Genomic DNA, 24,990 nt, shown 5'->3' on the forward strand with positions numbered 1-24,990 from the left:
TCTTTTCCATTTCTGTTTTTTGTTTTATTTCTATTCATTTTCATTTTTCTATTTCCATTTCCATTTCCATTTCCATTTTTTTGTTCCGACGGTACGCACGCGCGTTATGGCAATCATTTTTGTAGAAACGGTTTTTGTTTTCCGGTGTTTTTTTATTTTGTTTAAAATTTCGGGTTATTTTTTGTCCCACTTCATTTTCAAACAGAATCGAATATTCTCAAGAAAATTGAATTTTTTCAAGTCTATTTGAAAAAATGCAAAAATGGGAAAAATTCAAATAGGTTTGAAAATCTATATGTTTTAACATAAAATTCAAACAGACTTGAAAATTTGTGTGTTTTAGAATTAAATTCAAACAGACTTGAAATTTATATGTTTTAACATAAAATTCAAACAGACTTGAAATTTATATGTTTTAGAATTAAATTCAAACAGACTTGAAAATTCATGCGCTTTAGAATTAAATTCAAACAGACTTGAAATTTATATGTTTTAACATAAAATTCAAACAGACTTGAAATTATATGTTTTAGAATTAAATTCAAATAGACTTGAAAATTTGTGTATTTTAGCATTAAATTCAAACAGATTTGAAATTTTGTCCGAAAACTATTATGATTTTTAAATAATATTTGTAAGCCCGCATCAATTCATCATAAAGGAGATTCCCACATGTCCGAACGCTTGAAACGAATCGAAAATTATAATTTTTGGAACGGAAATGTTCCGGAACTCGGTTTTCAAAGAATCGCCTATACGGATAAAGTTTTCAGTTACGTCGGAAACCGATTGGTGAAGGTTTTAATCGGCCAGCGCCGCGTTGGCAAAAGTTACCTTTTACGCCAGATTGCTCATCGGTTGATTCAATCCGGCGTTTTGCCGCAAAACATTCTTTACATCAACAAAGAGTTTACAGCTTTTGATTTTTTGTCAGATTCCCGTTCGTTGGAAGAGTTGTTCCTTCTTTACAAATCCGAGTTAAAACCGGTCGGCAAAGTCTATCTCCTTTTAGACGAAATCCAAAACATCGACGGCTGGGAACATTTTGTCAATTCTTATTCTCAAGATTTTACGTCAGAGTACGAAATTTTTGTGACGGGGTCCAATTCCGAAATGCTTTCCGGGGAGCTTGCTTCGCTTCTTTCCGGACGGTATGTTGAATTTTTGGTTCTTCCGTTCGGGTTTACCGAGTACGCGGAATTAAAAAAACAAACGATTTCGAAAGAAACATATTTGAAATATTTAAACGAAGGAGGCCTTCCTGAATTGTTTTATTTGCCGGGCGGAGACATTCAATTCAATTACATTTCGGCCGTCAAAGATACAATTCTGCTTCGGGACATTGTTCAACGGTACAATATTAAAGATGCCAAACTTTTGGAGGATATTTTCACTTATCTGGTCAACAATACATCACAATTGCTTTCCATTTCCAATATTGTTTCCTATTTCGCGTCCAAAAATAGAAAAACGAATTATGAGACTGTTTCAAGTTATATCGGCTATATTGAAAATGCGTTTCTCATCCATAAGGCAGAACGTTATCAGATCCAAGGGAAAGAAACAATTTCGGGAACCGCTAAATATTATATGAACGATTTGTCTTATCAAAATCTCTATCCCGGATTTTCCAGCGGCGCCGGTTACATGCTTGAAAATGCAGTGTATTTAGAGCTTTTGAGAAACGGCTACAAAGTTTATGTGGGGAATCTCAAAAATAAAGACAAAGAAGTTGATTTTGTCGCGCTTCGGGGAAATCGCGTGATTTATTTGCAGTGCGCTTATTTGTTATCGGATGAGAAAACAATTGAACGGGAATATTCGGCGCTTATGGAAATCAAAGATAATTATGAAAAAGTTGTCGTGACGCTTGATGACTATTCTTTTCCGCAGCGGGAGGGAATTATACACGCACAGGCTTGGAAATTACATGAAATCCTTTAATTTCGAATCAATTCAATTTTATCTAACCTCTTACCATTATCTAACCTCTTACCATAACCTTTAAGAATCATTATATATTTTAAAACCCCATATTACTCAAACATGAAATTGCATTGCCGTTTCATACGGAAAATGAGAACTTGAAACATGAATTCAAACATGTTTTCAATCGGTTGAGTCTTTTTTGATATCAATCACCTTTGTTTTTATCATCCTTATAATTCTTTTATTTCGGCGAGATTTCCGCCGGAGGGAAATACCATGGCGCAACCCAGTTTAAATATCGGCATGGTCGGACACGTCGACCATGGAAAAACAACACTTGTTAAAGCTTTATCCGGTGTGTGGACGGACACGCACAGCGAAGAAATTAAACGCGGAATCTCAATCCGCCTCGGCTATGCCGACACTATCTTTCGAAAATGTCCGAATTGTAATGAACCGGAGTGCTATACCGTTGAAAAGAAGTGTCCGCATTGCGGCGGAAAAACGGAAGAACTCAAAACGGTGTCCTTTGTCGATGCGCCCGGTCACGAAACATTGATGGCAACCATGCTTTCGGGTGCCGCGATCATGGACGGCGCGATGCTTGTTATTGCCGCCAATGAAAAATGTCCGCAGCCGCAAACGAAAGAGCATCTGATGGCGCTAAACATCATCGGCATCAAAAATGTCGTGATTGTTCAGAATAAAATCGATCTTGTCTCCCGGGAACGCGTGCTTGAGCACTACAAAGAAATCAAAGAATTCGTCAAAGGAACCGTTGCGGAAAAAGCGCCAATCATTCCCATTTCCGCTCAGCAAAATATCAACATTGACGCTTTGATTCAAGCGCTTGATACCTGTATTCCCGTGCCGGAGCACAAAGCGGACAAAAGCACGCAAATGCTGATCGCCCGCTCGTTTGACATCAACCGGCCGGGTTTTACTTACAAAGATATTAAAGGCGGCGTGATCGGCGGAACGCTCACGCAGGGCACGTTTAAAGAAGGCGACGACGTGGAAATTCGTCCGGGATTGAAAATCACATCCGACGGTTCCACCCGCTGGGAGCCGATTTTTACCAAAGTGACGGAAATTCACGCCGGCAAATCCAAAGTTAAAAAAGCGCTTCCCGGAGGTCTTTTGGCTCTCGGAACTCTTTTGGACCCGTCGCTTACGAAAGGCGACTCTTTGACCGGACAAATGGTCGGAAAGCCGGGAACTCTCCCGCCGACACGGGATGGATTTTTGATGAAATTGGATCTCTTGAAACGGGTTGTCGGCGTCACCAACGAAGCGGAAATCAATGAAATCAAAACCAGCGAGCCACTGATGCTGAATATCGGAACGGCAACGACGGTCGGTGTCGTCACAAGCGCCCGAAAAGGGGTTGCCGAAGTCAAATTGAAGCGTCCCGTATGTGTTGAGACCGGCGCGCACGTGGCCATCAGCCGGCGGATTGATTCCAGGTGGCGTTTAATCGGTGTCGGTATTATCGAAGACTGATTTTGAGAAAATGGTTACGGAAAAACCGTGTGTTCTTTTGGACACAAACGGTTTCATGGTTCCGATTCAATTCGGAATCGACATTTTTTCGGAACTCAGAAGGCTTGGTTTTTCAACCTTTATCGTCCCGGACGCTGTCGCAGCTGAGCTGGAACATATTTCAAAAAAAGTCACCGGCGCTGATAAAATGGCGGCGCGTGTGGCGATTTCCATGGCTTTCAGTTCGGAATGTTTCGTCATTTCGGTCTGTGATTTTCCGAATATTTCGGGAAAAAAGCATGTGGACGATATCATCTTGGAAATTTCGGTGCAATACGGACTTCCGGTTCTGACCAACGACGCCGTTCTTCGAAAACGGTTGATGACTCGGGGAATTCGTGTCATTTCCATGCGCCAAACCAGTAAATTAGACTTTATTGATCAAAAATAAGCGTCCGAATCGGTCGCAAACATCTAAAAAATGTTGCGTATCATTCCCAAAATCATTTCATTCCAAAATCAAAAACTCTTTTATATCAATTCATTTATTTATGCTCATTTATCATCAATTTTAAAAATTATTTGTTGACTCTATTTGACTTTAATTTGACTTTAATTTGACTTTAATTTGACTTTAATTATATCTGCAGCTTTGCGCTTTCGTAAAAGGTGAACAAATTTATGTATAAATTAATGACACTCGTTGACACCGTCCGTATTGATCCGACCCTTCTTGGCGAAGATGTGGAAGACAACGTCAAAAAGGCTTTAAAATCAAAATTAGAAGGGAAGGTTGACAAAAAAATCGGTTGCCTTGTCGCGGTTTGCGGTGTGGATGAAATCGGCGAAGGTCACATTCTTTACGGCGACGGCGCTGTTTATTACGATGTGACGTTTAAGGCGATTATGTTTATGCCGGAAAATCAAGAAGTCATTGAAGGCGAAGTTTTAGAAACGGTCAGCTTCGGTGTTTTCGTCGGCATCGGTCCGATGGACGGTCTTTTGCACGTCAGCCAAATCACGGACGAATTCATGTCTTACGACGCGAAAAACGGACGCTTGGTGGCCAAAGTCGGCAAGAAAGCTTTAGGGGAAGGTGACCACGTGCGCGCCAGAATTGTGGCGGTCAGCATCAACGAACGCGACCCGCGCGAAAGCAAAATCGGTATGACTATGCGTCAGACGGCTCTCGGAAAAATCCAGTGGATTGAAGACGACCGTGAGCGGGGAGACAAAGGCGGCAAAGTTAAAAAAGGAAAGAAGGAAAACAACTGATTTGTTGTTTTCATTTTTAAAATCGTCATTTCAATCTTATCAATAACAGGTGATTTATTATGGCAGAAAAAGTATGCAGAAAATGCATGAGGCTGATTGTCAATTCCGACACATGTGAAATGTGCGGTTCAAGCGACCTTGCGGACGAATGGATGGGGCTTGTGATTATCCTTGACCCGAGAAATTCCGAAATCGCGAAGCGCATGAACGTGGACTTGGCAGACAAATATGCATTGAAGGTGCGATGAGTTGAACTTGTATTTTGATTTGCCGAAAGAGCTTCGTCCTTTTTTGAAAAACCCTTACGGTACACTTTATCCGGGAAACGGCCCGGAAGTGATTGACCAAGTTCGTCCGCTTCTTGCGGCGGCGGCCGGCAAAAACACGCCGGTTATTTCCGTCGGCGATGTGACGACTTATAATTTAATCAGCGCCGGCATTTTTCCGAAATTGTGCCTGGTGGACCGCTTAACGAAGCGGCTTCCGGTTTCCGAACAGATTTCTCCCACCTCTCATTCCAAATACTGCGATGTCCGGGTCAAAAATCCGGCCGGAACGATTTCGGATGAAATGGTTTTTGCCATTCAAAAAGCGCTTTTGTCCGATTCGGATATCCGGATTTGCGTCGACGGCGAAGAGGATTTGGCGACAGTTCCGGTGATCGCGTTTTCAAAACCCGGAACGGTTGTTCTTTACGGACAGCCGGATGAAGGGATGGTGGCGGTCACGGTGACCGATGCTAAAAAAATGGAAATGGAAACTTTTTTCCGCCAAATTTTGGACGCAAAAAATGTTAGAAACTCTACGAATCATGCTTCAGAGGACGAATTGGAAAAAGCAGTAGATTCCTTTTTGAAAGAGTTATTTTAATTTCTTTTTTTCTGAATTTTGTTTTAATTTTCTTTTTTCTGAATTTTATTTTTGTTTTATTTTTATTTTGATTTTATTTCGCTTTATTCTCTTTCTTATTTTGCATTTTTACATTTATTATATTAATATTGTTTCAATAATATTGTTATACAAAAACTATTTTTTATTAAGAACAATTATTTATATTCAATCTCTTATTCTATTTCATTCATATTTTCTAATATTTGTTATTATCTAATATATTATTCAAATAAAACGATGGGTTGAATTACTTGATTCGAATATCAACCGGCCGGTCTTGAACTTTTAAGAATTAAAGCCTGTTTTTTGAAACAAAGGCTTTCATTTTTTTAATTCAATGCCCCATCTCAATAATATTTCCAACGATACTTATTAATATTATTCATAATTATCTTTCCGATGAAATTCTTCGAAATATATTTTAATAATATTATAAAATTGACCAAGTGGTTCCCCTATGAATCCGGATGACCTCAAATATCCCCGTCGCATTATCATTTTAATCATATTGCTTCTTTTGCTTTTGCTTCTTGTCTATTGGGTCGCTTCTTCATCGCAATCATCTCAACTCTATTCTTGTTGCAGCGTTTCTAACCCGGGTCCGGTGGGAAATAATTCCAGCAACAATACCTCCAATGCTACAAACAATACCACGTTGCCGCCGGTTCCGGTCACACCCGGTGGAAACGGAACAAACCCGCCCGAACCGCCTGCGCCGCCCATGACGGTCAGTTTGGAGCTTTACGATTATAATAACGCAAGTAAGGAACTTCGGTTGGTTATGACGGTTCCGGACGGAACACCCATTCCGACAGCTTCGGATTTGATGGTGACTTATCAGGATGTCAATGGCGCCACAAGCGAAACAATTCCGGCAGCCGATATCGGTGCTCCGATTGATTACAGTGGTTATAAGCCCTCGTCTTATCTTGTCAAGTTTAAGCTTCCGGCCGGCGCGCAGCCGTTAAACATCACGGATACAACTTATTCCTATAAGGTGGCTTTCAAAGGCGCCAACGATTCCGTGAATTATCCGTTTGAAGCCGGAACGGGCGCAAACGGCGACGCTTATCAAATCAACAATGTTGTTCAATTTGACGCGCTTCGGTATTATACGGAAGCAGCCGGCAGCGGTAAATATTTTGAATTGACGGACAATATTACTTCTCCGGCAGCTTGGAATAATGTGTCGGACGCGGAATTTACGGCGTTCAGGCGGGCCAATACGGACGGATTCGGATGGCAGCCGATTGGAAACACAACAAGTAACGCCTTTAAAGGGTATTTCAACGGAACGAATTTGACGATTTCTGATTTTTCAATCAGCCGCTCCTCCAGTTATACCGGACTGTTTGGTGTTTCAAGTGCGTCATCCTTCAAAAACATTAAACTTGAAAATTTCAATATGACTATGTCCGACAATTCCGGTGGTTTTGTCGGTCAAAATACGGGAAGTCCCGTTGAAAATGTCACTTTTTCAAATTCGACAATTCTTTCGTCCGCAGCTACAACAGGTGGTTTGATTGGGAATAATACGGGTTCCGTCAACAATGTCCGCTTAACAAACATCACTGTTAATGCAAGCAGTAATTATTCCGGCGGTTTGATTGGAGTTAATACAGCTTCAGTGAACGATGTTCATTTAACAAATGTTACCCTCAATTCATCCAATTCGACAGCTCAACAGTTTGGCGGAATGATTGGAAACAATACCGGTTCAATCGGTAATGTGAGCTTGACAAATATATCTGTCAACACAACCGGTCAACGTTCCGGCGGAATGGTTGGAAATAATTCCGGGCCGGTTAATAACATCAGCATGGTGAATATTACCATAAAGGCAAGTAATACTTATTCCGGCGGAGTTTTTGGAAGTAATACAAATACAGGTTCCATCAGCAATGTGAGTTTGACCAATGTATCTGTCAACACAAGCGGTGCACAGTCCGGTGGAATTGCCGGAAATAGTGCGGGCATCGTCAACAATACAAGTGCAACAAATGTCACCGTCAATTCAAGCAACAACTTTTGCGGCGGATTATTTGGCGCGAATAGTGCGATAATCGGCAATGTCAGTTTAACAAATATAACGGTGAACACAACAAATTCGAGCAGTCAATCTTCCGGGGGAATGGTCGGATACAATACGGGCATCTCCATCAATAATATTAACTCTACAAATGTTATCGTCAATGCAATGGGACGGTCTTCCGGCGGATTAATTGGGTCTAACGATGGCGGGTCGATTAACAACACCCATCTTTTAAATTGTGCCGTGATTAGCAACCAAATTGAAGTTGGCGGTCTTGTTGGTAATTGTAATAACGCAATGATTAATAATTCAGATTTTATTTGGGACAGTCCGGCCGGTATAAAAATAAGTGGTACTGGGGATGTCGGCGGTTTTATCGGTGCCAGTACTTTTACTAATATTAGCAATTGTTATGTTGAAAATTTTACAGTTTCCGGCAACGGTTCCAGAGTCGGCGGATTCATGGGGTCTACTTCGATTTCTGTTACCAGTCCTCCAAGCTCTATTGTATGCACCCTGAGTAATCTCTCTGCCAAAAAAGTTGATGTTATAAACAACGGCTCGTATACCGGTGGTTTAATTGGCAATATCGCCGGTTCCATGCTTCAGCAGTCATACGCTACGGGAAATGTATCTGTAACCGGTACATTCCCAATCTCTGCGGGAGGTCTTGTTGGCCAGTCTTCTACGATAAATCTTCAAAATAATGCTATTATTCAACAGTGTTATGCCACAGGAAATGTTCAAAGTTCCGGCGGGTTTTATGTCGGGGGTTTGATTGGGTCTGTTGCCAATCAAGTATTTGATTGCTATGCCACAGGAAACGTACAAAGCCCGAATTCGCAGTATGCCGGCGGCCTTATCGGATCCTTCAGTGGAAATTTCACCATCAGTCGTTGTTATGCAACCGGAACTGTTTCCGGAAATTCATATGTTGGCGGATTGTTTGGTGCCATTCAGCGTAATTTATCCGGCTATATCACAGGCGTCAACAATTCCATTGCGTTGAATGGAGCCATTGCCGGTTCTTCTAATGTTTCACGCATTGGAGATTATTTGTCTTCGAATGTTCCGGTTTATTCGAATAATTATGCCGTCGATACAATCTCAGGTCCTTGGACGAGCGATGGAAAAGACGGACAAGCAATCGCTGCGTCATCTCTTGATCAAAGCTTTTATCAAACAACCCTCGCTTGGGACCTCACAACCGTCTGGGAATGGAACGCCACTCTCGGCCGTCCTGTTTTAAGAGGATTGCCCGCAGCATAATCATAAAACAGAAAAACAAATTCAATTGTCTGATTTTTCAGGCAATTCCTCTTTTATTTTTTAATTTTTTTCTTCTCTTTCTTCTTTTTATGCTAAAAGTTTATATTTGATAATCGCCTTTGAAACTCGCTTTATCCGAATAACACATCAAAATCATTCTTTGGTTTTGAGAGGGATTATTATGGAAATTACAATTGTTAAAGATCACCCGAACAAATTATTAAATCGGAGAGAACTGGATTTTGTCATAAAATATGAAGGTCCGACTCCGTCTCGTATTGATGTCAGACAAAAATTGGCCGCTCTTTTGAACACCGACCTTGACTTGACCTTGGTTCACAAAATGGAATCCGTTTTCGGTCTTCAAGAAGTCCACGGATATGCGAAAGTTTACGAATCCGCCGACCGCATGAAACAAGTCGAAAGAGAATATATGATTAAAAGAAACACCATGCCGGCCGAAGGCGAAGCCAAAGAGGAGTGAGTCTGATGTCCGTAAAAGATTACTACAAAGTTGATGGCGGCTCCGTCACCAGAACCCGAAAATTCTGTCCGAAATGCGGACCGGGTGTTTTCCTCGCGGAACACAAAAACAGAAGCACCTGCGGAAAATGCGGATATACGGAATACAAAAAATAATTGTATTCTTTTCATTTTCTATTTTGAGTTTAAAACAAAAAAGCCCGACGAACACAAGTTCGCCGGGCTTTTTTTATTAATTTTCCTGACTTTTGATTTTGCTTGTTTATTTCTTATCTTGGTTCTGTTTCAGTCGACTTCCGTAAATCGACCGGTTCATTTTCGTTTGGTCCGGGACCGGTTTTTTTCTTCGCGTTTCCGGCTCGTTTTTCGCCAGCTCATTTTCAATACTTAATTTTCGGATGTAGTGGCAAGGGTTCGTTCATTTGAGTAATTTGCGATTCTTAACTTCATGGAGCACTTTCATTTGCTGGATCGCAATTTGATTTAATTTTATCAACCGTTCCTTTTGAGGAAGCTTTTCGTTGATAAACACAGCATTCAGATTTTCTATATTTGATAGGCATATGAGTTCATTAATTGAAGCATAGTCGCGTATATTGCCGACCAATTCCGGATGTTGGTCACGCCACTGTTTGGCGGTCATTCCAAATAATGCAACATTAAGGACATCAGCTTCGCTGGCATATATCATGTTGATTTGCGGCGACGTTAATTCAGCAGGGATTAGATTTTGTTGGATGGCATCGGTATGGATTTGGTAGTTGATTTTTGTCAATTCCCGCTTTGCATTCCAACCAATTTGCCATTGTTCTTGTTCTTTGAGCCGTTGAAATTCCTTGACGATGTATATTTTAAATTCAGGACTTATCCACATCGCAAACTCAAATGCAATGTCTTTGTGTGCATAAGTTCCGCCATAGCGCCCCGCTTTTGCTTGCAATCCGATGGCATTGGTTCTTTCTGTAAATTCTTTGACGCTGATTTTAAAACTGTTGAGGCCCGATTGGCTTTTAATTGCGGCGAATTCGCCATAATTAAAATTCGGGTTATATACTTGTTCCCATATTCCGATGTACTCCAATGTATTGCGGTTACGTAACCAATCCGTGACGAAAAAGTCGCCGTCTTTTGCTTTAATCATATCTGTCAAGCAGAGGTAGTCTTCTTGATTTATCTGAAGAATTGTTACTTCCGTGTCTTTTACTGTAATTTTTGCCATATCTTTTGATTTTATTTCTCAAAGTATAAAATAAGTCTCATTTCTTATTTTGATTCTTTTTCAATGCGCCGCCGTAAATCGAACGGGTCATTTTCGTTTGGTCCGGGACCGGTTTTTTTCTTCGCGTTTCCGGCTCGTTTTTCGCCAGCTCATTTTCAATACTTAATTTTCGGATGTAACCGGCAAAAATCAAATCTAAAAAGATGAACATAAACATGTAAAGCGAATAGGTGATGTTGGTAGCCGCCATCATACCGAATGCATACGCGATATTTTGAATAAAATCGCCGCCGGCAGAATTGTAGGCTTCAACCGGATTCACTTCGGTCCAGGCTTTGATTATCCAAGTCAAAAATAAAGCAACAGCCACAACAAACATGATTTTGTAAATCATTTTCAAGTCAAAAATGCCTTTCCCGGAAATTTGCTCTTCTTTCGGTTTCTTCTTTTCCGAGCGCGCCGCCGCAAGCCAAAAAATCATTCCGATAATGGCCGCGCCAAACAAAACCGGCCATAGGAAGCTGCCGAAAATTCCGATGGCAAAAAGAATCCAGCCGCCGATAATCAAATTTTTATTTTCCATCTTTATCTCCTTTATCCGTAAATGCCTTAAAACATTCATTTACCTTTCGGAAAAAAGTGTTTTTCCGTTTGATTTCAGATTATATTTTCTGTTTTCGATTTTGAACCGGTTACGGTTTGGCAACCGCTGTCTGTTGCCGTGCCGCCTCGCGCGCGTTATCGCAATCATTTTATATGACGCCGCCGAAAAGTATCTTCCGGGTTTTGACGGGCCATGAGACTCACGTTTTTCCTTTTTTGCCATTTTGCAAAGCCTTTGCGCTTTTGTCCCAAAACATTTATATGTTAAAAAAATATGTAACACCATTCTTTATAGATTGTGAACCGGTTTTGCGCCGTCTTTCGAACGCGTTTTGTGTTTGAGGGGCGCGTCACGAATTATCTGTTTCTGACGATTCGACGAACGTGACGCGTGATTGGTAAAATCGGGGAGGATCAAACCCGGCGGGTTTGTAGTCTATGACTTTGGTCTGTGACTTTTTGGACAGACTGGTCTATCGCGCAATTTGATAAAGTTCCATAGATTAGAGGTATAGAAAATGGATATCAATATCGATAAAGCATTAATCAAAGCCGTTAAGACGGGAAAAGTCGTCATGGGCTCAAAGAAAGCAATCGAACTTTCCGAGTCCGGCCGTGCTCAGATGATCATCTTAGCAAAAAATTGTCCCGAAGAAACAAAAGCAAAGATCGAAGCATCAAAAGTTCCGGTTTATGTTTATAACGGAACCGGCCGTGAACTCGGACCGGTCTGCGGAAAGCCGTTCATCATCGCCGCCATGGCCATTTTGGACGCCGGCGAATCTGACATTTTGTCATTGGCTGACAGCTAATTGAATCAATCTGAAACATCAAACATTGAATCTTATCAAAAACATCAATCATCAAAAAGAGGATCGATCTCATGAGTGAAATTAAAATCACTTTCGAAGAAATGCAATATATCGCCCGTTTTGAAGACATCACGAGCGCGAAAGTCTTAGACTGCATCGTCGAAAGCGACCGGATTATTAACGTCATTCGCCAGGGAGATATGGGACTTGCGATCGGGAAAGGCGGCGAAAACATCAACCGCGCCAAAAAAGCCATTGACAAACCCATCGAACTTGTCGAATATTCCGACGACCCGGTCACGTTTATTAAAAACGTGTTTGGGCCCGTCATTGTGATTAAGAATATTTCCATTACGCAAGACGGGGACAAAAAAATCGCATCCGTCGAAGTCGCTGCCAAAGATAAGGGGTTAGCCATCGGAAAAGGCGGAAAAAACATCTCCAAAGTCAAACTTTTGGTTCAGAGACACCATGGAATTCATGACGTTATTTTAAAATAAGCGGCTTAAGATGTCGAAAATGATGAATGATAAATTAAAGTAATCTTAAATTAATGTTCAATGTTCGAATTTCAAAAATTAATTCAATTCAAAAATAATTCAAATAATCGCTCAAGATCAAAATCAGAAAATCGGAGATTTAAATATGACAAACGGAAATTATGCCGGCCAAATCTTGAAAAAACAAAGATTGAAGGCCAGATGGAAAGACCACGAATACAACAGACGCATGCTTGGATTAAATGTTAAAGCCGACCCGCTCGGCGGCGCGCCGCAAGGCCGCGGCATTGTTCTTGAAAAGATCGGTGTGGAAGCCAAACAGCCCAACTCCGCCATCCGGAAATGTGTCAGAATCCAGTTGATCAAAAACGGAAGACAAGTGTCCGCTTTCTGTCCGGGAGACGGCGCCATCAACTTCATTGACGAACACGATGAAGTGACGGTTGAAAGAATCGGTGGCCGCATGGGTGGTGCAATGGGTGACATTCCCGGCGTTCGGTTCAAAGTGATTGCCGTCAACAATGTTCCGCTCAATCAAATGGTGATCGGAAGAATGGAAAAACCGCGGAGATGAGACAATGGACGCAAAAATGTTTGGAAAATGGGATATGGCCGAAGTTCAAGTAACCGACCTCGGTATTCAGAAATATGTTTGCTTAAAAGCGGTTGTTGTTCCCCACTCCGGCGGACGGCACGCTCGCCAGCAATTCAACAAATCCGAAATCTCAATCGTTGAACGGTTGGTCAACAACCTCATGAGAACGGAAAAGAACACCGGCAAGAAACAAACCACCATCAAAGCCGTTGATGAAGCCTTTGACATCATCCACAAAAAGACCAAGAAAAACCCGGTTCAAGTGTTGGTGGACGCGATTTCAAACGCAGGTCCCCGTGAAGAAGTTGTCCGGTTGAAATACGGCGGTATCTCCGTTCCGAAAGCCGTTGACACTGCTCCGCAAAGACGTGTGGACTCGGCTCTTCGCTACATCGCGACCGGCACCTTGCAATCTTCCTTCAAATCCAAGCGTTCGGTGGCCGAATGCTTGGCAACTGAATTAATTGCCGCTTCAAACGGCGACGCCAAAGCTTTCTCCGTCGGCAAAAAAGACGCCAAAGAAAGAGTGGCCAAAGCTGCCCGTTAATCCGTATCCGCAAAATAATGAATTTCCGAATCTTCGGAAGTTCATTTTTTTATTGAGACGGACAATTCAAAACAATTCAATATTATTTTTCATTCAATTCATAAAATTAAAATAACCAACTCACAGGTCAGGATTATGGGAAAAAGAAAGAAAATGGTCGAGCGCGTGACAGCGCTCATGGGAAACCCTGAAATGATTCGAAACATCGGTATTGTCGCGCACATCGACCACGGAAAAACAACACTTTCCGACAACTTGCTCAGCGGCGCCGGCATGATTTCTTCGGAACTTGCCGGAAAACAACTCTTCATGGACTCCGACGAAGAAGAACAAGCCCGCGGTATTACGATTGACGCGTCGAACGTTTCAATGGTTCACACTTACAACGGCAAAGAATATTTGATCAACTTAATCGACACCCCGGGTCACGTTGACTTCGGCGGCGACGTGACGCGTGCCATGCGCGCGGTCGACGGTGCCGTCGTCGTCGTCGACGCGGTCGAAGGAACCATGCCGCAGACGGAAACCGTTCTCCGCCAGGCTCTTCGCGAATATGTTCGCCCGGTTCTTTACATCAACAAAGTGGACCGTTTGATCAATGAACTTCAAGTGAACCCGCAGGAAATGCAGGTCCGTCTCGGAAAACTCATTGACCACGTGAACAAACTCATCAAAAACATGAACCCGGAAAGATATAAAGAAGGATGGCGTGTGGATGCTGCAAACGGCAGCGTTGCGTTCGGTTCCGCTCTTTACAACTGGGCAATCAGCGTTCCGATGATGCAAAAAACAAAAATCACTTTCAATGACGTTTATGACTACTGTACCAAAGGAGACATGAAAACGCTCGCTCAAAAATGCCCGCTTCATGAAACCTTAAACGACATGGTTATCAGCCACCTGCCCAACCCGATTAAAGCTCAGGAAAGCAGAGTGAAAGCGATCTGGCACGGCGACCGGAATTCTCCGATTGGTATTTCCATGAACAAAGCTGACCCGAACGGCGATTTGGCTTTCATGGTGACGGACATTTCAATGGACCCGCACGCCGGAGAAGTTGCAACCGGTCGTCTTTTCAGCGGAACACTTTCCCGCGGTCTTGAAGTTTACACCTCCGGTACCGCCAAGAAGAGCCGAATCCAACAGGTCGGTATTTTCATGGGACCGGAACGCCTTGAAGTGGAAGCAATTCCGGCCGGAAACATTGCGGCCGTCACCGGTTTAAGAGATGCGATTGTCGGATCGACCGTCACCACTCTTGAAGGCATGACGCCCTTTGAAAGTATTCGGCACGTGAGTGAACCGGTTATTACCGTTTCCGTTGAAGCCAAACACACCAAAGACCTTCCGAAACTCGTCGAAGTTCTTCGGCAAGTCGCGAAAGAAGACCCGACCCTTCAAGTCACTTTAGATGAAGAAACCGGCGAACACTTAATGGCCGGCATGGGAGAACTTCACTTGGAAGTGATCGCCCACAGAATCGAGCGTGACAAAGGTGTTGAAATTATTACCAATCCGCCGATTGTGGTTTATCGTGAAACCATTAAAAAGAAAGTCGAGGGCGTTGAAGGAAAATCTCCAAACCGTCACAACCGTTTCTACATCAATGTTGAACCTTTAGACGATGCTGTTGTCGAATTAATCCGCAATGGCGAAATCTCCATGAGAATGGAAGAACTTGAAAGAAGAGAAAAATTGATGGCGGTCGGTATGGACAAAGACGCGGCAAAGAGCATTGTCGCGATTTACGGCAACAACATCTATCTCGACATGACGAAAGGTATCCAGTACTTAAATGAAACCATGGAACTCATCTTGGATGGATTTGAAGAAGTTATGAAAGCCGGTCCGCTTGCCAGAGAACCGGTTTCCCACGTCAAAGTAACTCTCGTCGATGCGAAATTGCACGAAGACGCCATTCACAGAGGTCCGGCACAAGTCATTCCGGCCTCCCGCCAGGCCATTCAGGCGGCGATGTTGATGGCAGACGATGCGCTCCTTGAGCCGTATCAGAAAGTTTTCATCCAAGTTCCGCAAAACAATATGGGTGGCGCTGCCAAAGAAATTCAGGGAAGACGCGGCATTATCATTGATATGAAAAGCGAAGGCGACTTGACTATCATTGAGTCCCGCGCGCCGGTGTCCGAACTCTTCGGATTTGCCGGAGATATCCGGTCTGCAACCGAAGGACGCGCCATGTGGAGTACCGAATTCGGCGGCTTTGAAACCGTTCCGTCCAGCTTGATGCCGGAAGTTGTCGCAAAAATCAGAGAAAGAAAGGGCTTGAAGAAAGAACTTCCGAGAGCTTCCGACTTCTTGGATATGTAAATGCGAAATGGCAGAAGTTAATGAGTTCATCAAATGAGTTGACAAATAAGTTGACAAATGATTTCATTAAACTTCAATTCAAAACCATCATTAAAACAGGAATTTGTTTGTTTATTTTGATGAACAAACATATTCTTTTTATATAAGAGTGGTTATTTAGTCTTACTCGAAATGCCCCTGAAAGAGTCTTTTTGGCGAAACGGTTTAATACTGAAATGTAATTTCAGTACAGCACGTCCGTCCGCCGGCAAAGAAATCAAAATCTTTGACGATTCTAAAAAGCCTGCAATAAATCGGGCAACCGATCACATTTCAAATGATCACTCACCGCATACAAGATATAAGTCGTTATAAATTGTAGATGGCATTAATCAAAAATATTGACCATGACGTAAAATTTTGAATCTTACGTGAATCAATAATTAATCTTAAAACCCAAAATAAAATAAGGAGATAAAATTATGGCAGAGAAACCACACATGAACTTAGCCGTTATCGGTCACATTGACCACGGAAAGTCCACCTTCGTCGGAAGGTTAATGTTCGAAACCGGAGCTGTTCCGCCCCACATCATTGAGAAATTCAAGGAAGAAGCAAAATTGAAAGGAAAAGAATCCTTCGCCTTTGCCTGGGTTATGGACACCTTAAAAGAAGAAAGAGAGAGAGGTATCACCATTGATATCGCTCACAAGAGATTCGACACTGAAAAATATTACTTCACCGTCGTGGACTGTCCGGGCCACAGAGACTTCGTTAAGAACATGATCACCGGTGCTTCCCAAGCGGACGCCGCTGTTCTCGTCGTCGCCGCGCCCGACGGAGTTATGGCTCAAACCAAAGAGCACATTTTCTTGTCCAAAACACTCGGTATCAACCAATTGATCGTCGCCGTCAACAAGATGGACGCTGTCAAATACGATGAAAAGAGATACAAAGAAGTCGTTGAACAAGTTTCAGGCATTTTGAAAATGATCGGATTTAAGCCGGACCAGATTCCGTTTATTCCGACCTCCGCCTTTGAAGGCGACAACTTCAAGACTGCCAGCGCCAACACCCCGTGGTACAAAGGCCCGTCCGTTCTTCAAGCTCTCAACAACTTAAAAGAGCCGGAAAAACCGACTGCTCTTCCGCTCAGAATTCCGGTCGAAGATGCGTACACCATCTCCGGTATCGGAACTGTTCCGGTCGGCCGTGTCGAAACCGGTATCATGAAAAAAGGCGACCAAGTCGTTTTCATGCCGAGCGGCGCCGGTGGAGAAGTTAAATCCATCGAAATGCACCACGAAGAAATTCCGCAAGCACTTCCGGGCGACAACATCGGCTGGAGCGTTCGCGGTATCGGCAAGAACGATGTTCGCCGCGGTGACGTCTGCGGTCCGAAATCTGCTCCGCCGTCGGTTGCCGACGAATTTGTCGGACAGATTGTCGTTCTCCAGCACCCGTCTGCAATTACTGTCGGATACACTCCGGTTTTCCACAGCCACACCACCCAAGTGGCCTGTATGTTCATGTCCATCGACCAAAAATTGGACCCGAAGACCGGCCAGCCGAAAGAACAAAACCCGCCGTTCATCAAAGCCGGTGACGCCGCAATTGTTACCTTCAAACCCACAAAACCCATGGTTCTTGAACCCGCAAAAGAAATCCCGCAACTCGGACGCTTCGCTGTCCGTGATATGGGAATGACCATTGCGGCCGGTGTCTGTCTCAGTGTTAAGAAGAAGGATTAAATTCCTTCTCTTCTCTTATTTTTGAAGGGGACGACATTATGCAAAAAGCAAGAATCAGATTATCCGGCATCAGCCCGACCGACCTTGACAGCGTTTGCGATCAGGTTAAAGCCATTGCCGAAAGAACCGGCGTCAGTATTTCAGGACCGGTTCCGCTTCCGACAAAAAAACTCATCGTTCCGACGAGAAAAAGTCCGAGCGGCGACGGCACAGCAACATGGGACCACTGGGAAATGCGTGTCCACAAAAGACTCATTGACCTTGCGGCCGATGAACGCGCGCTTCGCCAGTTGATGAGAATTCAGGTGCCGAAAGACATTAATATCGAGATTGTTCTCGAAAATTAATTTCTTTCTTTTCTTTTAAAAAACGATAATTAAGACAAACCATCAATTTAGGTTTTATTATATTGCTTCATAATTTATTATATTGCTTCAGTATTATTCATTCAATTTTATAAATCAGAAGCAATGACTCCGTTTCAATATTATTTTATACTATGGGTTTATATCTGTGTTAACTCAATGTTGTCCGTACAGCTTTTGGGAATTTGTATTTGTTATTCCGTTATCATTACTGTCGTTACTGTAATTGTTGTTTATCGTTCAAATCAAGTTATTTTTATCATTCTTGTGAGTTTTTACCATGGTTATGAAAACGCTATTCCGAGAGACTTTGCGTTCTAAATTCCGAGCGCTTGAAGTGATTAATGCGTTCCTCGGATTTTACATTATTCTGATGTATGCGATTTTATGGAATTTCCATTTTATCCCGAAAGCATTCGTTTACCTGACGCCTCTTGTCGGTGCTCTTTTGTTTTTGTATCACATCAAAATTTCATCCGATTTGAAAAAGACGCTTTTGGACCTCACAAGTCCGCTCAATCCCAAAGGATTGGCGCCGGCCGGAACTCTTGATTCCGTGAACCCGAAGCTTATCTCTTCCACTTGGATTTGTTTGGGCTTATTTCTGATCAGCATCGTTTGTTTGACGATTGCGTGTTACTTTGAGCTCACGCCTCTTCTCATCATCGCGCTCCTTTTTGATTTGGACCACGGGCTTTTCGTAAGCATCGATAAAGGACATATGAAATCGGAAGAACGAAAATCCAAAGGAAAACCGGTTCGGGCTCTTTCTTCAAAATCAGTGGCTTAACGGTGGAACATTTTACCACCGTTTTTTCCGGTTCCGGGTTGCATCTTCTGTTTCTATTTTTCGTTGCATCTTCTGTTTCTGTTTTGCGTTACATCTTTTGTTTCTGTTTTGGGTTGCATCTTCTGTTTCTGTTTTAGGTTGCATCTTCTGTTTCTGTTTTAGGTTGCATCTTCTGTTTCTGTTTTAGGTTGCATCTTCTGTTTCCGATAATATTGTTATCGCTTACCATTCCGTTTTTCCACAGTTGCTATATCAATCATTCTCATTGGAATCCGCTTAAACAGACGCGATGCGCGTCTGTTTAAGCGGGATGGTTTTCTTGATTCAAAAAATCGGCATATTTTCTTTCATATGCTATCGCCCTTATGATCATTGATCTGTCTTGAAAAGTAGTCTTAATGCGCGCGCTACAATGAATGAAAAAAGAGAGATGCAAAAATTGAAAAATAAGAAACTATAACCAAAATATGAAGATATAGAATCGGAAGTTATTCCGTTTCCACATCCGCTTCCCCGAGTTTTTCAATCAACCGGGAAATCACAATATCTGCGGCGCCTTCGACAAATTTAATGCTTCCGACAACCAGGTGACCGCCGCCGTTCACACCGGTTCCGGCCAATTCTTCCCGAAGTTCACGGACAATTTGGGGAATGTTCATCAATACTTTTTTGGAACGGATGACGGCAAAATCGGGACCGAGTCCCAATGTAATGACCGGCTTATTCGGGTGGCGCACGTTGCACATGATATCGTGGATTTCCCCGGATGTTTTTCCCGGCGGCGGGAATGTAAATTTGTGGGCAAACTTTTCCACGTCAATCGTATTCAAAATGGCGCCGCTTTTGAGAACCGTCGTTTTGACGTTCGGGAGAGACACGTTCAACTGGTCTTGAATCATGCCGTTTGCCTGCTCGCAAAGCATTTTAACCAGACGGAGATGAGTATCATGGTCGCGCATGTCTAAAATGTCTTCAATGATTCCAACCCCGCTTCCGAATCTCAACCAATATTGTTCATAATCCAGGGCAAGCGCCATTTCTTTTAAGTGCTCCGGCGTGTATTTTCCGAGAACCAAGTTCAAATATTGTTCAAACTCAGGCGCTGCCGACCGGTCGCCGGTTCCGGCAACTGCGGCCAGATGAACAATTTGGTCCGACACATCCGGGTTAATCATCCGGGCAACTTCCGTACAGAGCATGCCGGCCGTGAGTCCGAAATCGCCGCCGACCTTGTAAGGGTTCACATGCGCCAGCAAATATTCATCCGCGGCGTCATCCGGATGGTGGTGGTCAATGACAACGATGTCCATTCCATACACCTGCGTGTGTTTGTAAGCCGGAATATCTTCTTCCGTGGAACCGTTGTCCACCATCACCACAAGAGGCATCGGCTGTCCGAATCTGATTTCATCTTCAACAGCGTAGGACACATCTTTGACGACATCTAATAATTCATAAAACGGCGCCTTTGAGGGTGAACGCGTGTACGCCCGGTATTCGGCGTCCGGTCCGCCGATTCCCCGAATCAGCGGCAAAATGGCTTTTTCAATCGCAATCGCGGATGTGATGCCGTCCGCATCGGCGTGATGCCGAAGAATAATCGGCCGGGAGCGAAGAATAGCTTTTCTGATTTCTTTCGCGGCTTGAATCATAGAGGGGCGGAGTTTTTCCAAAATTTTGCTTTCTATCAAAAACGAAATATCATGCGGCTCAGCCCGGACATCAATGGCCGTGTTGACCCGTTCCAGAAGAGACGCGGTCTCATCGTCCGAGAGTTTTTTAAGGCTCATCAGCTCGATTTGAAGAGCGTTGTCGCGCAAATTGACTTCGCCGACGGCAACAACAGCCATTCCGGTCATAATTTCAACGAATGAACGTTGTCCGGCGGTTGAAAAACCGGCGCATGGGACTTGGCCGCTTTCGTCCGCAATTGTAAAAATCGTCGGCCCGCCTGTTTGTTTGATTTGCAAAACCTCCCCCAGCATTTTGATGATTTTACCATTATCTTTGGCGGACAAATCACCGATAAGCGTCACTGGAATTTCTTTTTCCACGTCAATGATTTTATAGTTGACCGGTTTTTTGGGAACCAAATCCAACTTTGTGTCCCGGCCCTGCCGGCTGATGTTTTTAAGTTGAATGATTATTTCGTCGCCCTTTTGAAGGCCGGCATGCCCCGCTTCAAAATTTTTCTCATGCATGAGGCCTTTGATGCTGTCGTTTAATTTGATAAACGCGCCAAGTCCGGCCACAACGCCGTCAACACATCCTTTGTAAAGTTTTCCGCTTTCCAAATCATCATAATCGCAGGAGTTGTCCAAAACATGAACAGCCGATGACGATAAACAAGCGTTGCAGATTTCTTCGCCGTTTGCGTTCAAATAAGGAATCATTCGTCCGCAGCGGATGCAGTTGTAAATTTCACCTTTTCCGCGGCATTCGTCGCATTTTTGCTTCTTTTCATACGTTCCGGTACCGCCGCAAGTCTCGCAGGTGCCGCTGACAAAAGAATTTAAATTTTTCTCGGAGAGGTCCATTAAATTGATGGATTTGGCTTTTCCGGCCGAAACAGTGCCGTTGCATTTCGGACAGGGACCGGACTCCGGAATGAGGAATCCTTCACCTCTGCATTTGGAACATTTTTCACTCATATTTCTCTCTTTTGAGTAAACAAATCTTAGCATATAAACTATTGCAAAACAGGATTTCTCAATAAATTTTTCAAAACTTTTAAATTTTCCAAAAAACATTGTATTCAATGACCAGTCATGAAAAATGAAAGTCAGAAATTCAAAGGAGATACAAAAATATGATGCACATGGTTAAAGAATATGAACGAATCGTTGTTTTTCGGTTAGGACGGGTGAACGGTATCCGCGGGCCCGGACTTGTTGTCACGGCACCTTTAATCGACCGTTGCGAAAAGATTGATATGAGAACGGTAACGATTGACGTTCCCAAACAGGATATTATCACCAAAGACAACGTGACCATTACAGTTGATGCGATTGTTTACTACAAAGTTATCGACCCGCAGATGGCCATCACGGAAGTTGAGAACTACAAATATGCGACCTCCATGTTGGCACAGACGACACTGCGCGATATTTTGGGACAAATGGAATTGGATGAAGTTCTTACACAACGGGAAAAAGTCAATGAGGAGCTTCAAAAACTGCTTGATAAGGATACCGACCCGTGGGGAATTCGTGTGTCGTCGGTAACCATCCGGGATGTCAGCCTCCCCGATTCCATGCTTCGCGCGATTGCAAAACAAGCCGAAGCCGAGCGTGAAAAGCGTTCCAGAATCATTTTGGCGGAAGGTGAACAAATTTCAGCCACGAAGATGAAAGAGGCCGCGGAGCTGTATGATGAAATTCCGGTGGCGATCCGTTTACGTGAATTGCAGACACTTTCCGAAATCGCCCGCGAGAAAAACTTAATCGTCGTGACCAACACAACCGGTGCCGGTGACATGATTGCGATGGCGCAAGCAACGGCCGTTCGGAAACAAATGAAATAAAAATCATCGGAAAAACAACAGTTTGTGAACAATAAAATAAAAATAAATGAAATAAAAATAAATGAAATAAAAATACGACCAAATAAAAATATGATCTCAAAAAAGAAAACGTGGGGCCGGTGAGATTTGAACTCACAACCGACGGGTCTCTCCGAATTGCCGTTTTCCGGCGACTCTGTACCGCGCAAAAACTTCAGCGCTCCAACGGTTCTTCATCGCAAATCCCCGTCGGGATATGCTCAGGTGACCCGTTGCTCATCATAAATATCCGCTGGAGCCCATCGCCCTACCAGGTTAGGCCACAGCCCCGTAACAATTTTCATGACCGTTTCCACAGTATGAATCATTGACTGTCCCCTACAAATGAAATAATTCAATATATCCTTAACGGTCAAAATACAAAAATAAATGAAATAAAAATAAATTTTTAAAGATAAATTCAGACTTCACGTTTTTATATGATTTGTCTCTATTCCCTTTAAAATATAAATGAGAGAAAAATATGGTTCTTGAAAATTTAACAATGCTTGACAAAGTAATTCTTGTTTTGATCATTTTGCTCTTGCTCAAAATTATGTTTGACGTCAACCGGATTATGAAACGAAAAAACAGGGCGGCAAAGCAACAGCAAATGGCGCAGCAAATAAATCAGGCGTCTCAAGAGCACCGGCTTCACCAAATGGAAAAGGAAAATGCTGTTGACGCTGATTTTATGGAAGAAGTGACCGTCATTGAAACCGTTGAAATGCCGGCCGGTTCGGATCAAAAAGATTAATTTTCTTTTTTCCATTTTTTAATTTTATTTCAGATTCATTCCTTCTGTCCTTGACTGCTTTCATCCCTCTTTTCTCGGAAACAGTTACCATAGGGCTGCATATTTTTTTGAGGTGTGATGTCCATTTCTATAAAAATATATATGATTTGACTCAAATCGAAAAAATTAATAATGTATCGACTTTTCTGACTTTAACAAATACAAGAGGCGATACCATAACAGACCACTTTTATTCAAATTTTTCCGAAAATATTCAATTGTTCTCCGGCTTCCTTTATCACGGCACAACAAAAGAAAATGCTCAAAAGATTTTGGAAAATAACTTTCAAATTTCATCAAATCCAAAATTGCATTTAGGAAATGGCGTTTACTTTTACGATGACGAAACTTACGCCGTTTGGTGGGTGCTTCGAAATCCGGTTTGTAAAGTTCCAAAAGGACGATTAAAGAGATATATTTCCGGGCAGGACTTGACAATTTGTCAAGATGTGTATGATTGTTTCTTGAGAGAATTAAGTGTCGTTGCTGTTGAAATTGAAAATGCAAAATATTTGAATTTGGATGATCCGATTAATAAAAAAGTTTTCAATAAATTTTATCGAAGACTGAATGAGAAAAGAAATCTTGTTATGTTGTTAGACAATTATTCAATTTATGATGTTTTTTTCGACCAAGAATCATTTAAAAATAAAATAGATATGGTCGGCATGACAACAAATTATTATAATTTCAGTAAAAATCGTTCTCAATCAACCCCAATGCTCCCTCATGAATCATATTTATACAAAATATATTGCGTTAAGAATACAGAGATTCTCAAAAAAAGAAAAAGGTTATATATAACTCCGGAAATTATTGGTTATTGTTTGGAATTTATGGTCCGGAAGGAGCAGCTGTTTAAAAGAATGAAGGGACTACCATGACGGAAAGAAAAATAACAATAGCGGAAAGAAAAATAACAATGGCGGAAAGAAAAATAACAATGGCGGAAAGAAAAATAACGGACGATGAACTCGAAAAAGAATTGGAAAAAAATGAATTGTATATTGAAATGGTTCAATGGGTTGACAGTTTATCGGAGGAGGAAGTCGATGATATTTTTAGAAAATACGGTTCAAAGGAACGTTTGCCCGGGCGGTGTTATTCAATACACGATGAATACATGAAACAAAAGGAACTTGAAACGCAAATGCAATAAATGAGAGATAAAATGGATGCCCTGTCATTTCTTTTTAAGAAATCCATGTTTTCCATTTCATTTCTTTTGCTTATTTTTTTCAATCAATTCATTGTCATGAACAATCTTTTTTCCTTTTCCCATCGGAATGACTGTCAATTCAGCGTTGCCGAATGTTTTTAAAAGCGGATCCGTTTCTGCAATCCGGTCGAGCGTAATGGCAAGTGCCGCCACTTCCGAATGCGGCTGGTTGCCGACCGCGACATTCCAGTCGGAAACCTCATAAATTTCCCCCGGCACCTTTTCGGCGCCGACGATCAGCATCAACTTTTTTTCTGTTTTGAGTTCCGAAACAATATCCGGCAAATTGATACCGTACATGGACAAGTGGCAGACTTTACCGCCTTCTTTTTTCCAGTTGTTGATTTCTTCCATCGCGTTTGCGTTGTTTTTAATGAAAAAAGAGCCGCCCCAGCGGGGAGAAATCTCGTTGATATTTTCCTCAATCTTTTGGTCGTCCGACGCCAAAATCATTCCGTTTGCCCCAAGGGCGCGCGCCGTAAGCCCGACGTGCGTCGTCATTCTTTTATCCCGCTCCGGCCGGTGACCCAAACGCAAAACCACAATTTCCTTTTCTGTCATAAAATCACAGCGTATCTGAATTT

At 42.6% G+C, this 24,990-nt stretch carries 25 protein-coding genes and 1 tRNA gene; 21 read left to right on the forward strand and 5 right to left on the reverse strand.

Translation table 11 applies throughout. The features are described 5' to 3' along the window. Positions 1 to 672 precede the first annotated feature (672 nt). From MsAc7_RS00260 to MsAc7_RS00300, 9 genes are all read left to right on the forward strand, one after another. Positions 673 to 1,944 carry an ATP-binding protein gene (locus tag MsAc7_RS00260; protein ID WP_338102615.1) on the forward strand — a complete coding sequence of 424 codons (1,272 nt, stop codon included), beginning with the start codon at positions 673 to 675 and terminating at the stop codon, positions 1,942 to 1,944. A 261-nt stretch (positions 1,945 to 2,205) separates the two neighbouring features. Next, positions 2,206 to 3,432 (forward strand): translation initiation factor IF-2 subunit gamma, encoded by a 1,227-nt coding sequence (locus MsAc7_RS00265; protein ID WP_338102616.1) that lies wholly within the window; start codon positions 2,206 to 2,208, stop codon positions 3,430 to 3,432. 10 nt (positions 3,433 to 3,442) lie between these two features. Further along, positions 3,443 to 3,862, forward strand: a complete 420-nt coding sequence (locus MsAc7_RS00270) for a type II toxin-antitoxin system VapC family toxin (protein ID WP_338102617.1) — start codon at positions 3,443 to 3,445, stop codon at positions 3,860 to 3,862. Between the two features lie 230 nt (positions 3,863 to 4,092). Beyond that, entirely contained in the window at positions 4,093 to 4,686 is a 594-nt protein-coding gene (locus MsAc7_RS00275) for a DNA-directed RNA polymerase (protein WP_338102618.1), read from the forward strand. A 59-nt stretch (positions 4,687 to 4,745) separates the two neighbouring features. Continuing rightward, complete coding sequence (spt4, locus tag MsAc7_RS00280; protein ID WP_338102619.1) at positions 4,746 to 4,934, forward strand: transcription elongation factor subunit Spt4; 189 nt, start codon at positions 4,746 to 4,748, stop codon at positions 4,932 to 4,934. Between the two features lies 1 nt (position 4,935). After that, positions 4,936 to 5,556 carry a GTP-dependent dephospho-CoA kinase family protein gene (locus MsAc7_RS00285; protein WP_338102620.1) on the forward strand — a complete coding sequence of 207 codons (621 nt, stop codon included), beginning with the start codon at positions 4,936 to 4,938 and terminating at the stop codon, positions 5,554 to 5,556. 478 nt (positions 5,557 to 6,034) lie between these two features. After that, complete coding sequence (locus MsAc7_RS00290) at positions 6,035 to 8,878, forward strand: beta strand repeat-containing protein (protein ID WP_338102621.1); 2,844 nt, start codon at positions 6,035 to 6,037, stop codon at positions 8,876 to 8,878. 181 nt (positions 8,879 to 9,059) lie between these two features. Further along, on the forward strand, positions 9,060 to 9,362 hold the full coding sequence (locus MsAc7_RS00295; RefSeq protein ID WP_338102622.1) for a 30S ribosomal protein S24e: 303 nt from the start codon (positions 9,060 to 9,062) through the stop codon (positions 9,360 to 9,362). Positions 9,363 to 9,367: 5 nt separating this feature from the next. Beyond that, positions 9,368 to 9,517 (forward strand): 30S ribosomal protein S27ae, encoded by a 150-nt coding sequence (locus MsAc7_RS00300; protein ID WP_338102623.1) that lies wholly within the window; start codon positions 9,368 to 9,370, stop codon positions 9,515 to 9,517. A gap of 262 nt (positions 9,518 to 9,779) precedes the next feature. Here the strand turns inward: MsAc7_RS00300 and MsAc7_RS00305 are convergent, their stop codons facing one another. Further along, positions 9,780 to 10,580, reverse strand: coding sequence for a KilA-N domain-containing protein (locus MsAc7_RS00305; RefSeq protein ID WP_338102624.1), 801 nt, complete (start codon positions 10,578 to 10,580; stop codon positions 9,780 to 9,782). A gap of 37 nt (positions 10,581 to 10,617) precedes the next feature. Continuing rightward, positions 10,618 to 11,163 carry a hypothetical protein gene (locus tag MsAc7_RS00310; RefSeq protein WP_338102625.1) on the reverse strand — a complete coding sequence of 182 codons (546 nt, stop codon included), beginning with the start codon at positions 11,161 to 11,163 and terminating at the stop codon, positions 10,618 to 10,620. A gap of 538 nt (positions 11,164 to 11,701) precedes the next feature. Between MsAc7_RS00310 and MsAc7_RS00315 the strand changes: the two genes are divergently transcribed. From MsAc7_RS00315 to MsAc7_RS00350, 8 genes are all read left to right on the forward strand, one after another. Then, complete coding sequence (locus MsAc7_RS00315) at positions 11,702 to 11,995, forward strand: 50S ribosomal protein L30e (RefSeq protein WP_338102626.1); 294 nt, start codon at positions 11,702 to 11,704, stop codon at positions 11,993 to 11,995. Positions 11,996 to 12,066: 71 nt separating this feature from the next. Then, positions 12,067 to 12,495 (forward strand): NusA-like transcription termination signal-binding factor, encoded by a 429-nt coding sequence (locus tag MsAc7_RS00320; protein ID WP_338102627.1) that lies wholly within the window; start codon positions 12,067 to 12,069, stop codon positions 12,493 to 12,495. Positions 12,496 to 12,640: 145 nt separating this feature from the next. Then, positions 12,641 to 13,069, forward strand: a complete 429-nt coding sequence (locus MsAc7_RS00325; RefSeq protein WP_338102628.1) for a 30S ribosomal protein S12 — start codon at positions 12,641 to 12,643, stop codon at positions 13,067 to 13,069. A gap of 4 nt (positions 13,070 to 13,073) precedes the next feature. Beyond that, positions 13,074 to 13,637 (forward strand): 30S ribosomal protein S7, encoded by a 564-nt coding sequence (locus MsAc7_RS00330; RefSeq protein WP_338102629.1) that lies wholly within the window; start codon positions 13,074 to 13,076, stop codon positions 13,635 to 13,637. 135 nt (positions 13,638 to 13,772) lie between these two features. Beyond that, complete coding sequence (locus MsAc7_RS00335) at positions 13,773 to 15,965, forward strand: elongation factor EF-2 (protein WP_338102630.1); 2,193 nt, start codon at positions 13,773 to 13,775, stop codon at positions 15,963 to 15,965. Between the two features lie 458 nt (positions 15,966 to 16,423). Continuing rightward, positions 16,424 to 17,695, forward strand: a complete 1,272-nt coding sequence (tuf, locus tag MsAc7_RS00340; protein ID WP_338103428.1) for a translation elongation factor EF-1 subunit alpha — start codon at positions 16,424 to 16,426, stop codon at positions 17,693 to 17,695. Positions 17,696 to 17,733: 38 nt separating this feature from the next. Next, positions 17,734 to 18,042 carry a 30S ribosomal protein S10 gene (gene rpsJ, locus MsAc7_RS00345; protein ID WP_338097263.1) on the forward strand — a complete coding sequence of 103 codons (309 nt, stop codon included), beginning with the start codon at positions 17,734 to 17,736 and terminating at the stop codon, positions 18,040 to 18,042. Positions 18,043 to 18,340: 298 nt separating this feature from the next. Further along, positions 18,341 to 18,850: a hypothetical protein gene (locus MsAc7_RS00350; protein WP_338102631.1), complete on the forward strand. Its 510-nt coding sequence runs from the start codon at positions 18,341 to 18,343 to the stop codon at positions 18,848 to 18,850. A 488-nt stretch (positions 18,851 to 19,338) separates the two neighbouring features. On the opposite strand, the gene MsAc7_RS00355 is transcribed toward MsAc7_RS00350, so the two are convergent. Continuing rightward, positions 19,339 to 21,501, reverse strand: coding sequence for a DHH family phosphoesterase (locus MsAc7_RS00355; RefSeq protein ID WP_338102632.1), 2,163 nt, complete (start codon positions 21,499 to 21,501; stop codon positions 19,339 to 19,341). A gap of 158 nt (positions 21,502 to 21,659) precedes the next feature. Here MsAc7_RS00355 and MsAc7_RS00360 point away from each other — a divergent pair, with 158 nt between their 5' ends. Then, on the forward strand, positions 21,660 to 22,373 hold the full coding sequence (locus MsAc7_RS00360; protein ID WP_338102633.1) for a slipin family protein: 714 nt from the start codon (positions 21,660 to 21,662) through the stop codon (positions 22,371 to 22,373). A gap of 111 nt (positions 22,374 to 22,484) precedes the next feature. Here the strand turns inward: MsAc7_RS00360 and MsAc7_RS00365 are convergent. Beyond that, positions 22,485 to 22,682: transfer RNA gene (locus tag MsAc7_RS00365), tRNA-Trp, on the reverse strand. A gap of 193 nt (positions 22,683 to 22,875) precedes the next feature. On the opposite strand from MsAc7_RS00365, the gene MsAc7_RS00370 reads away from it, so the two are divergent. The 3 genes from MsAc7_RS00370 to MsAc7_RS00380 all read left to right on the forward strand — a co-directional run bounded on the left by MsAc7_RS00370 (position 22,876) and on the right by MsAc7_RS00380 (position 24,346). Then, positions 22,876 to 23,148 (forward strand): hypothetical protein, encoded by a 273-nt coding sequence (locus tag MsAc7_RS00370; RefSeq protein WP_338102634.1) that lies wholly within the window; start codon positions 22,876 to 22,878, stop codon positions 23,146 to 23,148. Between the two features lie 146 nt (positions 23,149 to 23,294). Beyond that, positions 23,295 to 24,071: a hypothetical protein gene (locus tag MsAc7_RS00375; RefSeq protein WP_338102635.1), complete on the forward strand. Its 777-nt coding sequence runs from the start codon at positions 23,295 to 23,297 to the stop codon at positions 24,069 to 24,071. Next, entirely contained in the window at positions 24,068 to 24,346 is a 279-nt protein-coding gene (locus tag MsAc7_RS00380) for a hypothetical protein (RefSeq protein ID WP_338102636.1), read from the forward strand. Before MsAc7_RS00375 ends, MsAc7_RS00380 begins: the two co-directional genes overlap by 4 nt. 57 nt (positions 24,347 to 24,403) lie before the next feature. Here MsAc7_RS00380 and MsAc7_RS00385 read toward each other — a convergent pair whose 3' ends face one another. Further along, a complete protein-coding gene (locus MsAc7_RS00385; RefSeq protein WP_338102637.1) occupies positions 24,404 to 24,967 on the reverse strand; it encodes a tRNA (cytidine(56)-2'-O)-methyltransferase in 564 nt (187 codons plus the stop codon). Positions 24,968 to 24,990: the final 23 nt, after the last annotated feature.

The organism is Methanolapillus millepedarum, from assembly GCF_032594115.1.
GTDB classification, from domain to species: domain Archaea; phylum Halobacteriota; class Methanosarcinia; order Methanosarcinales; family Methanosarcinaceae; genus Methanolapillus; species Methanolapillus millepedarum.